Origin of the sequence: Arthrobacter silviterrae, assembly GCF_011045165.1 — a bacterium.
GTDB classification, from domain to species: domain Bacteria; phylum Actinomycetota; class Actinomycetes; order Actinomycetales; family Micrococcaceae; genus Specibacter; species Specibacter silviterrae.
In genome coordinates, this window is the sequence record NZ_JAAKZI010000009.1 from 17,174 (window position 1) to 31,533 (window position 14,360).

Annotated in this window: 11 protein-coding genes; 5 read left to right on the top strand and 6 right to left on the bottom strand. The window is 68.1% G+C overall.

From position 1 onward, the window contains the following. Positions 1-19 precede the first annotated feature (19 nt). Positions 20-1,354, top strand: coding sequence for a cell division protein PerM (locus tag G6N77_RS07055; RefSeq protein WP_165181330.1), 1,335 nt, complete (start codon positions 20-22; stop codon positions 1,352-1,354). Between the two features lie 34 nt (positions 1,355-1,388). Next, the gene (gene purN, locus G6N77_RS07060; protein WP_165181331.1) at positions 1,389-1,952 is read left to right on the top strand and encodes a phosphoribosylglycinamide formyltransferase; all 564 of its coding nucleotides are present in this window, start codon (positions 1,389-1,391) and stop codon (positions 1,950-1,952) included. A gap of 22 nt (positions 1,953-1,974) precedes the next feature. Here the strand turns inward: purN and G6N77_RS07065 are convergent, their stop codons facing one another. The 4 genes from G6N77_RS07065 to murQ form a co-directional block, all read right to left on the bottom strand. Next, a complete protein-coding gene (locus tag G6N77_RS07065) occupies positions 1,975-2,295 on the bottom strand; it encodes a hypothetical protein (RefSeq protein ID WP_165181332.1) in 321 nt (106 codons plus the stop codon). Between the two features lie 177 nt (positions 2,296-2,472). Further along, a complete protein-coding gene (locus G6N77_RS07070) occupies positions 2,473-3,825 on the bottom strand; it encodes an MFS transporter (protein WP_165181333.1) in 1,353 nt (450 codons plus the stop codon). A gap of 15 nt (positions 3,826-3,840) precedes the next feature. Further along, a complete protein-coding gene (locus G6N77_RS07075; RefSeq protein ID WP_165181334.1) occupies positions 3,841-4,917 on the bottom strand; it encodes a serine hydrolase domain-containing protein in 1,077 nt (358 codons plus the stop codon). Between the two features lie 23 nt (positions 4,918-4,940). Then, a complete protein-coding gene (gene murQ, locus G6N77_RS07080) occupies positions 4,941-5,885 on the bottom strand; it encodes an N-acetylmuramic acid 6-phosphate etherase (protein ID WP_165181335.1) in 945 nt (314 codons plus the stop codon). A 145-nt stretch (positions 5,886-6,030) separates the two neighbouring features. Here murQ and G6N77_RS07085 point away from each other — a divergent pair, with 145 nt between their 5' ends. Then, the gene (locus G6N77_RS07085) at positions 6,031-6,906 is read left to right on the top strand and encodes a MurR/RpiR family transcriptional regulator (protein ID WP_165181336.1); all 876 of its coding nucleotides are present in this window, start codon (positions 6,031-6,033) and stop codon (positions 6,904-6,906) included. A 120-nt stretch (positions 6,907-7,026) separates the two neighbouring features. On the opposite strand, the gene G6N77_RS07090 is transcribed toward G6N77_RS07085, so the two are convergent. Together G6N77_RS07090 and G6N77_RS19795 are read right to left on the bottom strand one after the other, a co-directional pair. Continuing rightward, complete coding sequence (locus G6N77_RS07090; RefSeq protein WP_165181337.1) at positions 7,027-7,962, bottom strand: endonuclease domain-containing protein; 936 nt, start codon at positions 7,960-7,962, stop codon at positions 7,027-7,029. A gap of 127 nt (positions 7,963-8,089) precedes the next feature. Continuing rightward, positions 8,090-9,886 carry a glycoside hydrolase family 3 N-terminal domain-containing protein gene (locus G6N77_RS19795; RefSeq protein ID WP_240901756.1) on the bottom strand — a complete coding sequence of 599 codons (1,797 nt, stop codon included), beginning with the start codon at positions 9,884-9,886 and terminating at the stop codon, positions 8,090-8,092. A gap of 75 nt (positions 9,887-9,961) precedes the next feature. On the opposite strand from G6N77_RS19795, the gene purH reads away from it, so the two are divergent. Beyond that, positions 9,962-11,629 (top strand): bifunctional phosphoribosylaminoimidazolecarboxamide formyltransferase/IMP cyclohydrolase, encoded by a 1,668-nt coding sequence (purH, locus tag G6N77_RS07100; RefSeq protein ID WP_165181338.1) that lies wholly within the window; start codon positions 9,962-9,964, stop codon positions 11,627-11,629. A 309-nt stretch (positions 11,630-11,938) separates the two neighbouring features. After that, complete coding sequence (locus G6N77_RS07105) at positions 11,939-14,158, top strand: NADP-dependent isocitrate dehydrogenase (RefSeq protein ID WP_165181339.1); 2,220 nt, start codon at positions 11,939-11,941, stop codon at positions 14,156-14,158. Positions 14,159-14,360 lie beyond the last annotated feature (202 nt).

Genomic DNA, 14,360 nt, shown 5'->3' on the forward strand with positions numbered 1-14,360 from the left:
TGTGGCACCATGGAAGACGATGAATACCAAAGCGGCCCGGGGCCAACGCGACGGACTTCCCATGCCGCTGGGGCTGCAGGGGGCATTTGAGGCTGCCCAGGTCTTTGTGATTTCCGCCCTCGTGATCGTGGTGCCTCTGGCGGCCGTCTGGCTGGCCGGCGGCTTTGCCCAGAAAGATCCCTCCGTCATGGCACGCCTGGCAGGGCAAATGTGGCTGGCCATCCACGGCGTGCCGCTCACCCTAACCGTCACCAACGGCCCCAGCTCCGCCTCCGTCGAGACCGGTGTCTTCAGCCTGCTGCCGCTGGGCCTGGTGCTCCTGCCGTTCCTCTTGTCGTGGCGGGCCGGACGCCGCCTGGCCCGCGCCTCCTACACCGACCAGTTGTGGCAGCCCCTGTTTGGCGCCCTGGTGGTGTACGCCGCTGCGGGGCTGGCCACCGGATTTGTGTGCAGTGAGCCCGGCATCCAGGCGCCCCTGCTGGCCAGCACGTTCATTCCCGTCATCCCCGCCGGGCTTGGCATGATCATCGGCGCGCGGCGGGAGGCCGGCTCCTGGGGCCGGCTGATCGGCGTCAACGCGGCCGACTGGATCGCCAAGACCAGCCAGGACCAGCGCTGGGCCGGCTCCTATGTCTGGGCCGTGGCCCGCTCCGGTTTCGTGGCGGCCATGACCGCGATCTCGCTGGCCGCGCTCCTGCTGGCCGTGGACATCATGGCCCGGTGGACGGACATCATCGGCGTCTACCAGGGCCTGCGCCCCGGTGCCGTCGGGGGAGCGGGGCTGACGCTCGCCCAGCTCAGCTACCTGCCCAACCTTGCGGCCTGGGCCCTGGCCTGGGCCAGCGGCGCCGGTTTCTCCCTGGGCGTCGGCTCCACCGTGACACCCCTGGCCACCTCCGTGGCTCCCGTCCCGCCCATCCCTTTGCTGGCGGCCCTGCCGTCCGGGACCCTTGGCTGGGGCTTCGCGGCCATGGTCATCCCCGTGCTGGGAGGACTGCTGGCCGGCTGGTGGTTTGTGCGCACAGGTGAAAACCACCTGGACGAATGGATCTCCCTCAAGGCGCGCCAGCGGTGGGTCTCCCTACCCGTCTCCACGCTCCTGCTGGGCATCGCCGTCGGCGTCGTCGCCGCGGCGCTCACGGGTGTGCTCTTCTGGCTCTCGGGCGGCTCCGCGGGGCTGGGGCGCCTGACCGAGATCGGGCCCAACCCGGCCACGGCGGCACTGTGGGTGGGCACGGAGGTGGCCGCCGGCGTCGTGCTGGGATCCCTGGTGGCACCGTGGCTGGAGGAAAGCCGCGCCACCGCCCGCGCCACCACACCTTCGCCGCGGCGCAGGAACCAGCACAGCGAATAGGGCATTGCCCGCGCATGCCCCTAAAATTGTGGCCATGCGCATTGTTGTTTTAGTTTCCGGGACCGGCTCCAACCTCCAGGCAGTGATCGACGCCGTGGCCTCGGGCTCGCTGGACGTGGAGATTGCCGCCGTGGGCGCGGACCGGCAGGGAACCTACGGCATTGAGCGCTCCGCCGCGGCCGGGCTGGAGACATTTGTGGTGAACTTCAAGGATTATCCCGTGCGGGCTGACTGGGACGCCGCGCTGCTGGACGCCGTGGCCGTGCACCAGCCGGACTACGTCATTTCCAGCGGATTCATGCGGATTGTGGCACCAAGCTTCATTGACGCCTTCGCCGGCCGCTATGTCAACACGCACCCCGCGCTGCTGCCCGCCTTCCCCGGCGCCCACGGTGTCCGGGACGCGCTGGCCTACGGCGTGAAGGTCACCGGCTGCACCGTCCACTTCGCCGACGCCGGCGTGGACACGGGCCCCATCATCGCCCAGACCCCCGTTGCCGTGCTCGACGGCGACACCGAGGAAACCCTCCACGAGCGCATCAAGGTGGCCGAGCGCGAACTGCTCATCCAGGTGCTCGGGGAGCTGTCCCGCGCCTGAGCGCCCGGGGGTGGGGCCCTTCTTACTTGCGCTTGACGTCTTCCTTGCGCTTGCGGCCCAGCGCCAGCGAGGCAAGGGCCGTGGCGCCGGTCACGGCATATACGGCGGGCCAGGCGCCGATCTTCTTGGCCAGCGGGTGGGAGGCGCCGAATGCGCCAAGGTAACCGGCAGTCAGCGCCGCCGCGGTTCCCGCCCCCGCGTTCTTCTTCCAGGCGAAAAATGCTGCAGCCCCGGCGGCCGCGAGGACCGCGCCGCCCAGCTGGCGGTTCTTCGTGGCGCGGGCGGCCTTGAAGCCGCCAATCAGGCCGGCGGTGGTGAAGGCGGTGGGGAGCAGGGCGTTCATGGTTCTCCTTAAACGTGAAATGGGAATTGGCAACAGGCTACCCGTCCAAGGTGGGCAAATGCTGACAGGTTCCGCTCCGGGCAGGCTCCGCTCCCGACAGGGAGGCGCGCGGAAGGGGGCGGCGCATGGGAGGGGGTGGCCGGCGTCGTGCCTCACAAGCCGCGCCCCAGGAACCAATCAGTGCAGCGCGGCGCCCCGGGTCTCCGGCGCCGACAGCGCCATCCACACCACGGCCAGCAGCACCAGTCCGCCGGTCAGTGCGAACGTCAGGGGCAGGCCCAGCACCGGCCACAGCAGCGAGCCGAAGATCAGCGGGACCAGCCCGGCACCAACGCGGGAAACGGTGGACGCCCAGCCAAAGCCGGTGGCGCGCAAATGCGTCGGGTACAGCTCCGAGACGTAGGTGTACAGGACCGGGATGGCCACCTGGATGACGAATCCGAACACCAGCAGCCACGCCTGGGCGGCGGCCGGCGCATCCAGGACCAGGGCAAAGATGACCAACGACAGCGCAGCGCCGGGGCCGGTGACGGCCAGGATCCACTTGCGGCCCACACGCTCCACCAGCAGGGCCGCGGCCACCACGCCCAGGAAGCCGATGGCCGTCATGGACGCCGTGGCCATGAATGCCTTGTTTTGCGCGTAGCCGGTGGCCACCAGGATGGACGGCATCCAGGTCAGCGCGCCGTAGTAGACCAGCAGGATGGTCAGAAACAGCGACCACGCAACGCCGGTGACGCGCCAGTTGAACTTCCACAGCCCGGCCAGCTGGTCGGTGACCCTGCCCAGCGACAGGCGGGGCGCGGCGGCCGGATCGGGCAGCTTCCACGGCCCCACCTCCGCGCCCGTGCGCTCGATGAGGCGTTCAATGACGGCCTTCGCCTCCACAGTCCGGCCCGCCCGGACCAGGAACAGCGGCGATTCCGGCACATGGGTGCGGACCCAAAAAACCAGCAGCGCAGGCAGCACCAGCACCAGCATCAGGAATCGCCAGTTCCCGAAAGAGGCCATCAGCAGCGCGGACACCACGCCGCACAGCGAAGCGCCGATGGGCCACCACGCGTCCATGGCGGTCAGCACCCGGCCACGGTGCTTGCGCGGGGTGAACTCGCCCACCAGCGCGTAGTCCACGGGGATGCAGCCGCCCAGACCAAAGCCGGCCATGAACCTGAACGCGCAGAACAGCACCATGTCATTGGACGCGGCGCCGAGCACGGTGAACAGGGAGAAAATCAGCAGTGTCAGCGCAAACGCCTTCTTGCGCCCGATCACGTCCGCAATGGAACCCCACGCAAACGCGCCCACGGCCATGCCGATCAGGTTCGCCGTGCCGATCCAGGCCGCCTGCCCGGGCACCAGCCCCCACTCCTTCGACAGCAGCGGAATGAGGAAGCCGTTGAGGGTCACGTCCCAGGCGTCGAACATGAAGCCCAGCCCGCCAATGAGGAAGATGCTGCCCTGGACGCGCCACCGCCACGGCAGCTCCTGGACCACCTGGTCGCCGGTGATGAGTGCGGTGTTTGTGCCCATGGTGCCTATTTCCGGTTAGTTATGGTCATTTCCACCAGAATAGACGACGTCGGACACCGCCTTCCGCAGCCCCGTCGCGTCATCGCCGTCCCGGCTGGGGCTGACGCGGTTGGTGAGCAGGGCGATGACCACCCCGCGGGCCTTGTCCACCAGGAGCGAGGTGCCCGTGAAGCCGCCATGGCCGCGGGCCTCGCTGCCGGCGCTGCCCATCCACGGCTGCTGGTTGATGCGCAGCCCCAGGCCGTGGCCAAATCCCGGGTCGGCTGGGTTGAAGTTGGTGCCCAGCACCTCGGGCAGCTGGCTGCGCCACATCTCGGCGGCCAGTTCCGGGGAGAGGATGCCGTCAAGCCCGGTGCGCAGGGCCTCGCCAAAGACGGCCAGCCCGGCGGCCGTGGCGAACATGCCGGCGTTGCCGCTGAGCCCGCCCAGGGACCAGGCTGCCTCGTCGTGCACAATGCCGCGAACCAGCCCACGCCCCAGTTCCGGCTGTAATTCCGTGGGCGCGCACAGTGCCGGATCCGGCGTGCCCGTGATGGCGCCGGTGCCAAGCCGGGACAGCACCCTGTCATTGACCAGGGCGGCCCACGGGCGCCCCGTCACGTGCTCGGCCAGCGCCATGGCCGTGTTGAAGCCGGCGCAGGAATACTCGAACCGTGTGCCGGGCGCCGCCTCCAGGGCCGTGCCGAGCAGCTCGTCGATGAGCAGGATCCGGTCAAACGACCGTCCCTCGCGCAGCGCACTTTCCCAGCCCCGCCACTCCGACGGCAGGCCCGAGGTGTGGGTCAGCAGGTGCCGCAGCGTCACCCCGGCCTTGGCTCCGTGCGAGTACGCGGGCAGCCATTTGCCGATGGGGGCGTCCAGCTCCAGCACGCCGCCGTCCACCAGGGAAAGCATGGTGGCCGTGGTGAACAGCTTGGTCACTGAAGCCAGGTCAAAGAAGGTCCCTTCCCCTGCCTGGCCGGACGTGAGCGTGGGCAGCGCTTCCCCGCCAAGCACGACGGCGCAGCTCGCCGCGGGCGCGACCCCTTCAGTGACTGCCTGGTCCAGCAGGCGCTGTATGTCTGTGGCAAGGTGTCGGTGGATGGCAGGCATTGGCGGGCTCCGGCGTCGTTCTTCTAAAGGGTTGCAGCGGTGATGGCGGCGGGCAGGAAGCCCCGGTTTTGCTCGAGCAAATCCTCGGCGCGGCTGGCCGGCAGGCCCGTCATGACGGCCAGGATGGCGGCCTTGACGTGGCCGCCGGCGGCTTCGAGGGCGGCGGCGGCCGTGGAGGCGTCGCAGCCGGTGGCCCGCATCAGAGTGCGTTCGCTGCGGGCGCGGAGCTTGGCGTTGGTGGCGCGCAGGTCCACCATGAAGTTCTTGTAGGTTTTGCCGAGGCGGACCATGGTGATGGTGCTGACCATGTTCAGGACCAGTTTTTGGCAGGTCCCGGATTTCAGGCGGGTGGAGCCGGTGAGGATTTCCGGGCCCACCTCGATCTCCAGCGCGGTGTCCGCGGCGGCGCCCAGGGCGGAGTTGGCGTTGCAGGAGAAGCCCACGGTGTAGGCGCCGCTTTTCTTCGCGGCGGCGACGGCGGCGATGACGTAGGGCGTGCGGCCCGAGGCGGCGATGCCGATCACGGAATCCTTGTCGGTGAGGGCCAGGGCGGCCATGTCCTTCTGGGCTTCCTCTTCGCTGTCCTCGGCGTTCTCCACTGCCTGGCCCACGGCCCTGCTGCCGCCGGCAATCACGCCCACCACCAGGGAAGGATCGGTGCCGAAGGTGGGAGGGCACTCGCTGGCGTCGAGGATGCCCATGCGCCCGGGCGTGCCGGCGCCCACGTAGATGAGGCGGCCGCCGCTGGCCATGTTGGCGGCAATGCGGTCAATGATGGCGGCGATGTCGGCGGTGTGGCGGGCGATGGCCGCCGGGACCAGGGCGTCCTCGGCGTTCATGGCGGCAGCGAGTTCGCCCGTGGTGAGCGCGGCCAGGTCGGGGTGGCGCGGGTTGGGGGACTCGGTGGTGAGCGTGCCCAGTTCGGTGCGGACGGCGTCCTGGGCCTGCGTGGTGCGTGGGGCGCTCACGGTGTTCTCCCTAGTGCGGCGGGTGCGTGGTGGCCGGAAATTACGGCCATATATAACGATTGTAAATTATTTACGCGTTTTGGACAGGGGCGGCCGTAGACTGGCGGGAACTGGAGGGGGTCCGGATCGTTGGAGGAAGGCTGCAGTGAGCATTCAGTCAGTTATTTATTCCCGGCGGCAGGGCCTCACGCCCGCCGCCCGGCGCGTGGCAGATGCCATTATTGCCAACCCCGCCGTGGTGCTGGACCACACCGTGACGGAATTGGCACAGCTGTGCTCCACCTCCGATCCCACCGTGGTGCGGTTTTGCCGTGCCGTAGGGCTGACGGGCTACGCGCAGCTGCGCCTGGCCATGGCCGCCGAACTGGGCCGCGAGGATGCCTCCCTGACGGAGGTGCACGAGCCCGCCTTTGGTGACGACATCAGCCCGGACGCCACGCTGGCGGACATTGTGGCGCGGATCCGCTTCACCGAGGTGATGGGCCTTGAGGAAACCACCCACAACCTTGACCTCGCCTTGCTGCGCAGTGCCGTGGACCTGGTCTCCGGGGCGCGGAGCGTTAACATCTACGGCGTGGGGGCCGGTGCCATCGTGGCCGAGGACCTGCGGTACAAGCTGTTCCGCATTGGCTTGAACGTCAGCGCGTTTGGCAATGCCGACAATGCGCTGATGGGGGCCTCCCTCATGAGCGGCCAGGACGTGGCCGTGGCGTTTTCCCACGGCGGCCGGACGGAATCCGTGGTCGAGTTTCTCCGGCTGGCCCGCACGGCCGGTGCGCCGACAGTGTTGGTGACCAATGCGCCGCAGTCCCCGGCGGCGGCGCACGCCACGGTGGCCCTGGCCACGATGGTGCGTGAGACGGCGTTCCGGGCGGGGGCCATGGCCTCGCGTATTTCGCAGCTGGCCGTGGTGGACTGCCTGTTTGTGGCCGTGGCGCAGGGCAAGTACGCGCAGTCCGTGGCCGCACTTGGCGCCACGCGCTCCGCCGTCAGGGGCCCGGACTCCGCCTCCCGCGCCTGACCCCTCCCCGGCCCGTCCGGCCCGTCCGCCCGCCTTCCCTCCCTCCCGCCCTCCCAACTGTGCGTCAGAAACTGCACGGAAAGTGGCCGATTTGGCGTCTTTTCGTGCAGTTTCTGACACCTAGTTTTGCGGACGCCAGCCGCGACTGAACAACGCCGAACGAATCTTCCGGACGGCGGCGCGGGCGTCGTCCGTCATGTGGTTCTTCGCGATCCGCACCTCGGTCCATCCGGCCGCCGCAAAGTCCTCCTGGCGCCTGATGTCGCGAATGACCTGGTCGGGGTCGGCGTGTGTGCCGCCGTCGTACTCCACCGCGACCCGATAGTCGGGGTAGGACTGGTCCGGCTGGCGTGACTTCCCGTCGGCCAGCGGTATGTTCTTGTTGATGTCCGGTTCCGGAAGGCCAGCATAGACAACGGCGAGCCGGAGACGTGTTTCAGGCGCTGAATCGGACCCGACTCTCGCAAGCGTACGTGCGGCACGGGCTTTTTGTATGCCAGGTGTGCCCTTGTGCCGCTCCAACATTTGGGACAGTTCAGCCAAAGTGGCGTAGGCCTCGGAGCGGCCTTCGAACTCGGGCCGCGGAATGCGGATCAAGTGGTCCGCGACCACCACCAGCTCATCGACTGTCATTCGGCGGGCACAGTCCAGCCACGTCCTTACCCGGGTGGTGATCCACAGGCCGTCGAGACATTCCACTTCATCGTCCCGGAATTTGGTTCGGTGGCCTTCCACGCCGTGGCGGCGGGGAATGTTGTGTGGGAACTGGCGGGAAATGTGAATGAGGGTGTCATTCCGGACGGGGAGGAACCCTGGAAGTTCCCAGATGGCAAACGCCGTGGCGTGGGATGCAGCGGAATATCCGGTGACCTGGGTGAATGGCCGGGTGAGAAGCGCCAAAGGAACATCAGCGTCATCGAGGCTCTTGATGCCGCGGCTGATCCGCACGATTTCCTTGTGGCGCAGCCGGCCGGGACTCACCAGGCAGTCTTTGGCCGTGTCGAGAGTAAAGGGTCCGGATTGAAGTCGGTCCGGGAACCCGGCGCGGGTGAACATGTGACCATGATGGCAATTTTGGGCGGATTCCGTTTAAGTTATCCACAGCCTCCGCCGGGTAGGGAACTGTGAGTCAGAAACTGCATGAAAAATGGACATTTCGACGAGTTTCGGTGCAGTTTCTGACTCACAGTTGGGAGAGGGTGAGGAGGGTGGTGACGGCTTGGGCGGTCACCTGGCTGAAGCCGTGGCAGTGGATGGTGGTCAGTGCCGTGCCGGAGGCCTTGCGGCTGGCCGGGACCAGCCCGGCGTTGATGCAGATGGCGTGCGGGGCCACGGAGGCCACCTGTGCCAGGGTGGCCTGCTGGTCGTGGGACATCAGCGAATCCACCAGCACCAGCACCGGTTCGCCCAGTGATTCCTCCGTGCTCACCAGGTCGGACAGGTTCTCCGCATTCAGCGAGGACGCGGAGAGTGCGTTCACCTGGAAATGGTCCAGCAGGGCCGCGGCGAGGAAGTTGTCCGTGGGTCCGGCCGCCATGTTGTGGCCCGTGCGGGCATCAACCAGGGTGACGACGGCGTCCGGCAGCGGCAACGTCCCGGCGCCCTGGTCCACTTGGCATGCCTTGGCGGCCACAGAGATCCAGTCGGGGGAGTCCACGTCCACGTTGGAGCCGGCGGACGCGTTGCCGTCGGACGCCTTGCCGCCGTCGTCCGCCTTGCCGCCGTCGTCCGCCTTGCCGCCGTCGGACGCGTTGCCGCCGTCGGACGCGTTGCCGCCGTCGGACGCGTTGCCGCCGTCGGACGCGTTGCCGCCGTCGGCCGCGGCGCTCCCCGCCCGGGCAGCCGCCGTCGACCATTGGGCAAACGCAGCGACCCGCGCCGCCGCGCCCTGCAGCACGGAAACCGGCAGCCGGCCGGAGGAAACCGCCGACATCAGCGCGGAATGCACCTCGAGGTAGCACGATTGGTCGTCACGCCCCGTGGTGTAGGCATTGAGCGGGTTGCCCACGCAGAGCAGGTCTGAGCCCGCCAGCAGCGCCAGCACCGCCCCTTCGCCCGGGCCCACGGTGGCACGGACGGCGGCCATGTCCAGGGCGTCGGTGACCAGCAGCCCGTTGAACCCCATCCCGCGGAGCAGGGCCGCCGCCCGCGGATTCAGCGTGGAGGGCGCCTCGCCCAGCTCCGGCACAATGATGTGCGCCGTCATGACGGCGGCCACACCGGCATCCACGGCGGCCTGGAATGGCGGCAGGTGGTCCCGGCGCAGCTGAGCCAGGGTCAGGTCCACGCGGGCCACATCCATGTGCGAGTCCGCCACCGTGTCCCCGTGCCCCGGAAAATGCTTGGCACACGCGCCCACGCCCACTGACTGGATGCCGGCCACGGCCGCCGCGGTGTGTTTGCTGACCAGGTCCGTGGTGGCACCAAACGCCCGCACCCCGATCACCGGGTTCAGCGGGTTCGTGTTGACGTCCGCCACCGGTGCGATGGCCAGGTTCACGCCGGCCTCCCGGCACAACCGCCCAATGGCCCGGCCCGCGGCTTCCGTGACGGCCGCATCGTCCAGCGCCCCCAGCACCGCGGCGCCGGGTACGGTGGAGCCGTCCCGGGACTGCAGCCGGGTCACGTTTCCGCCTTCCTCATCAACGCCGACGACGGCGGACGGGTTGGCTTCCCGGATTGCGGCAGAGAGTGCCGCCACCTGTCCGGGGACGTCGGGATCGATGTTGTGGCTGAAATACACCACGCCCGCCAGGCCGTTGCGCAGGGCCGCATCGAGCCAGGCCGGGACCGTGGTGCCGACAAAACCGGGCCAGATGACGGAGTTGACCAGGCGGGACAGCTCCGGGGAATACCCCGCTGCGGCCCCGGCGGCAGCCCCGGCTTCAGCCCCGGCTGCGGCCCCGGAAAATCCAACAGCCTCGGCGGCATCGGGGCTGGATTCGGGCGCGGGGGAGTGGGGCAGCTCACGGGACGTCATGCCTGACAGCCTACCTAGTGGTAGTGGCATAAACTTGAGGTGTCGCCATCATCGACCAACCCCTGGAGAATTTCTGTGACCAGCTCACGCCTTAATCGTGTTCCCATCCGCCGGGCCCTCATCTCGGTCTACGACAAAACCGGTTTGGAGGAGCTGGCCGCGGGCTTGCACGCCGCTGGCGTCGCCATTGTTTCCACGGGTTCCACCGCGGCCAGGATTGCCGCGGCGGGCGTCCCCGTGACGGAAGTTTCCGAGGTCACCGGCTTCCCGGAATGCCTTGACGGCCGCGTGAAGACCCTGCACCCGCTGGTCCACGCCGGCATCCTGGCTGACCGCCGCCTGCCGGACCACGTCCGCCAGCTGGCCGAAATGAACATTGAACCCTTCGACCTGGTGGTGGTGAACCTCTACCCCTTCGTGGACACCGTGAAGTCCGGTGCCGGGCAGGACGCAGTGGTTGAGCAGATCGACATTGGCGGCCCCTCGATGGTGCGCGCAGCCGCCAAGAACCACCCGTCGGTGGCCGTGGTGGTGGACCCGGCCAAGTACGCCGACGTCGTGCTGGCCGCAGCGGAAGGCGGGTTTACGCTGGTGGCCCGCCAGCGCCTGGCCGCGGCAGCCTTTGCCCACACGGCCGCGTATGACAACGCCGTGGCCGCCTGGACGTCCGCCCAGTTCCTGGATGAGGACGGCGACGGCGCCATTGACTGGCCCGCCTACGCCGGCTACTCGCTGGAGCGTTCCGAGGTGCTGCGCTACGGCGAAAACCCGCACCAGCAGGCGGCCCTCTACGTGGACAAGGCGGCCCCGGCCGGCATCGCCCAGGCAGACCAGCTCCACGGCAAGGCCATGAGCTACAACAACTTTGTCGACGCCGACGCCGCCCTCCGCGCCGCGTTCGACTTCGCCGGACCGGCCGTGGCAGTGGTTAAGCACGCCAATCCCTGCGGCGTGGCCGTGGGCTCCCCGGACGCCGCGGATCCTATCGCGGACGCCCACGCCAAGGCCCACGCCTGCGACCCCCTCTCTGCCTTTGGCGGCGTGATCGCGGCCAACCGCACCGTCACCAAGGCCATGGCGGAGACGGTGAAGGGCATTTTCACCGAGGTGGTCATCGCCCCCGACTTTGAGCCCGAAGCCGTGGAAATCCTGTCCAAGAAGAAGAACATCCGCCTGCTGGCCCTGCCCGAGGGCTACGACCGCTACCCGGCCGAGGTCCGCCAGGTCTCCGGCGGCATGCTGGTGCAGATGGCTGACAAGATCAACGCCGACGGCGACAATCCCGCCAACTGGACCCTCGCCGCAGGCCCCGCCGCCGACGACGCCACCCTCGCGGACCTCGCGTTCGCCTGGACGGCCGTGCGGGCCGCCAAGTCCAACGCCATCCTGCTCGCCCACAACGGCGCCACGGTGGGCATCGGCATGGGCCAGGTCAACCGGGTTGACTCCTGCAAGCTGGCCGTGGAACGCGCCAACACGCTGGGCGTTTCGGTTGAATCCGACGTGGACGGCGCCGGCGGGGCAGCCGGCACCGGTGCTGTTTCCGAACAGCGCTCCGTGGGTGCCGTGGCCGCCTCCGACGCGTTCTTCCCCTTCGCCGACGGCCTGGAAATCCTGCTCGACGCCGGTGTGCGCGCGGTGGTCCAGCCTGGCGGCTCAGTCCGCGACGAGGAAGTCATCGCCGCCGCCAACAAGGCCGGCGTGACCATGTACTTCACCGGCGCGCGCCACTTCTTCCACTAATTGGAGAACGACGGCGGCGGGGCACCTTCCAGCGGGAGGTGCCCCGCCGCCGTCGTGCTTTAAGAGCGTTCGGGGTGGACAATGCCAAACGCCGGGGGCGCACCGGGGGCGCATGGCAACAACCACCCCCGGGCCCGCGCAGGGAAACGTGCCGGACAGCTTTTGGCGGACGGGCCGCAGTGGGTCATAATAGCGCCCGCACGGCGGCCGATAGCGGGCTGGGGCGCTCCCTCGGGTAAGTTGGAGGGGATAGAAATCTCACCAGATTCGCTTTTAAGCACCTGATTTTTACAGGAGACGCCTCAACCCATGGCTAAAATCATCTACACCCATACCGACGAAGCGCCCATGCTGGCCACGTATTCACTCCTGCCCATCGTCCAGGCCTTCGCCTCGACTGCCGGCGTTGACGTCGAAACCCGCGACATTTCACTCTCCGGTCGCATCATTGCTGTTTTCGGCGACTACCTGGCCGAGGACCAGCGCATTGAAGACGCCCTGGCCGAGCTGGGCGCCCTGGCCAAGGACCCCGACGCCAACATCATCAAGCTGCCGAACATCAGCGCTTCCATCCCGCAGCTCAAGGCCGCCATCGCCGAGCTCCAGGGCCAGGGCTTCGCCCTCCCGGACTACCCGGACGACCCCTCCACGGATGAGGAAAAGGACGTCCGCGCCCGCTACGACAAGATCAAGGGAAGCGCCGTGAACCCGGTGCTGCGCGAAGGCAACTCGGACCGCCGCGCGCCCCTGTCGGTGAAGAACTACGCCCGCCAGAACCCGCACAGCATGGGCGCCTGGTCCAAGGACTCCAAGACCAACGTGGCCACCATGTCCACGGGCGACTTCCGCCACAACGAGAAGTCGGTGGTCATCCCCGCCGACGACAAAATCAAGATCCAGTTCGTGGCCGCCGACGGCACCGCCACCGTGCTCAAGGACGCCTTCCCCGTCCTGGCGGGGGAGATCGTGGACGGCACCGTGATGCGCGCCGCCGCCCTGGACGAATTCCTGGCCGCCCAGGTGGCCCGCGCCAAGGAGGAGGGCATCCTGTTCTCCGCGCACCTGAAGGCCACCATGATGAAGGTCTCCGACCCCGTCATCTTCGGCCACGTGGTCAAGGCCTACTTCCCCGAGCTCTTCGCCAGCTACGGCGATGCGCTGGCCAAGGCGGGCCTGAGCCCCGCCAACGGCCTCGCCTCCATCCTCAACGGCCTGGACGCGCTGCCGGCCGATGTCCGCGAGGGCGTCCAGGCTGCCATCAAGAAGGGGTACGACGACGGCCCCGCCCTGGCCATGGTCGATTCCGACAAGGGGATCACCAACCTGCACGTCCCTTCCGACGTGATTGTGGATGCCTCCATGCCCGCCATGATCCGCTCCTCCGGCCACATGTGGGGTGCCGACGGCAAGGAGCACGACACCCTGGCCGTGCTGCCGGACAGCAGCTACGCCGGCGTGTACCAGGTGGCCATTGACGACTGCCGCAACAACGGCGCCCTGGATCCCGTGACCATGGGCACCGTGCCCAACGTGGGGCTCATGGCCCAGGCCGCAGAAGAGTACGGCAGCCACGACAAGACCTTCATTCTCGATGAAGCCGGCAGCGTCCAGATCGTCAATACTGCCGGCGAAGTGCTGATCTCCCACGACGTGGCAGCCGGCGACATCTGGCGTGCCTGCCAGGTCAAGGACATCCCCGTCCGCGACTGGGTCAAGCTGGCCGTCACCCGCGCCCGCGCCTCCGCCACCCCCGCCGTGTTCTGGCTGGACCCGAGCCGCGCGCACGACTCCCGGCTGATCGAAAAGGTCAACGAGTACCTCAAGGACCACGACACCGAGGGCCTGGACATCCGGATCATGACCCCGGAGGAGGCCACGGCGTTCAGCTTCGAACGCATCCGCCGCGGTGAAGACACCATCTCCGTCACCGGCAATGTGCTCCGCGACTACCTCACGGACCTGTTCCCGATCCTGGAACTGGGCACCAGCGCCAAGATGCTCTCGATCGTCCCCCTCATCGCGGGCGGCGGGCTCTTTGAAACCGGCGCCGGCGGCTCCGCCCCGAAGCACATCCAGCAGCTCGTGAAGGAAAACCACCTGCGCTGGGACAGCCTGGGCGAATTCCTGGCCCTGGCCGTCAGCTTTGAGCACCTGGCCGTCTCCAAGGGCAATGCCCGGGCACAGATCCTGGCCGACACCCTGGACCGCGCCACCGGCACGTTCCTGCTGCAGAACAAGTCCCCGAAGCGCAAGGTGGGCGAAATTGACAACCGCGGCAGCCACTTCCACCTGGCCAAGTTCTGGGCGCAGGAACTGGCAGCCCAGACCGACGACGCCGAACTGGCCGCCGCGTTCGCAGCCGTCGCCGCGGACCTGACCGACAATGAGGACACCATCGTCGCCGAGCTGCTGGCCGTGCAGGGCTCCCCGGTGGACCTGGGCGGCTACTACCGCACTGACCCGGCCAAGGTTGTCGCCGTCATGCGCCCCTCGGCCACGCTGAACAAGGCCATCGACACCCTGAGCTAGGCTCCGGCCCCAAAAAAAGCCCGCCCGCGGGCCTGCGCCGCAAGAAAAGCCCGCCTCCCACTGGAGGCGGGCTTTTTATTGTCCCCGGGCGCCGCCGTCGTGCCTTTCGGCGCAAAAAACCTTCCGTTATCAGATCTTTATGAGCAAATGTGTCTTGCACCACATTTGGGGGGTAGTGTCTGATGTCGTGAAGAGTAAGGAT

Coding starts and splice junctions, on each gene's coding strand:
- G6N77_RS07055 (WP_165181330.1), top strand. CDS start 20: ATGAATACCAAAGCGGCCCGGGGCCAACGCGACGGACTTCCCATGCCG.
- G6N77_RS07105 (WP_165181339.1), top strand. CDS start 11,939: ATGGCTAAAATCATCTACACCCATACCGACGAAGCGCCCATGCTGGCC.
- purN (WP_165181331.1), top strand. CDS start 1,389: ATGCGCATTGTTGTTTTAGTTTCCGGGACCGGCTCCAACCTCCAGGCA.
- G6N77_RS19795 (WP_240901756.1), bottom strand. CDS start 9,886: ATGACGTCCCGTGAGCTGCCCCACTCCCCCGCGCCCGAATCCAGCCCC.
- G6N77_RS07065 (WP_165181332.1), bottom strand. CDS start 2,295: ATGAACGCCCTGCTCCCCACCGCCTTCACCACCGCCGGCCTGATTGGC.
- G6N77_RS07070 (WP_165181333.1), bottom strand. CDS start 3,825: ATGGGCACAAACACCGCACTCATCACCGGCGACCAGGTGGTCCAGGAG.
- G6N77_RS07090 (WP_165181337.1), bottom strand. CDS start 7,962: ATGTTCACCCGCGCCGGGTTCCCGGACCGACTTCAATCCGGACCCTTT.
- G6N77_RS07075 (WP_165181334.1), bottom strand. CDS start 4,917: ATGCCTGCCATCCACCGACACCTTGCCACAGACATACAGCGCCTGCTG.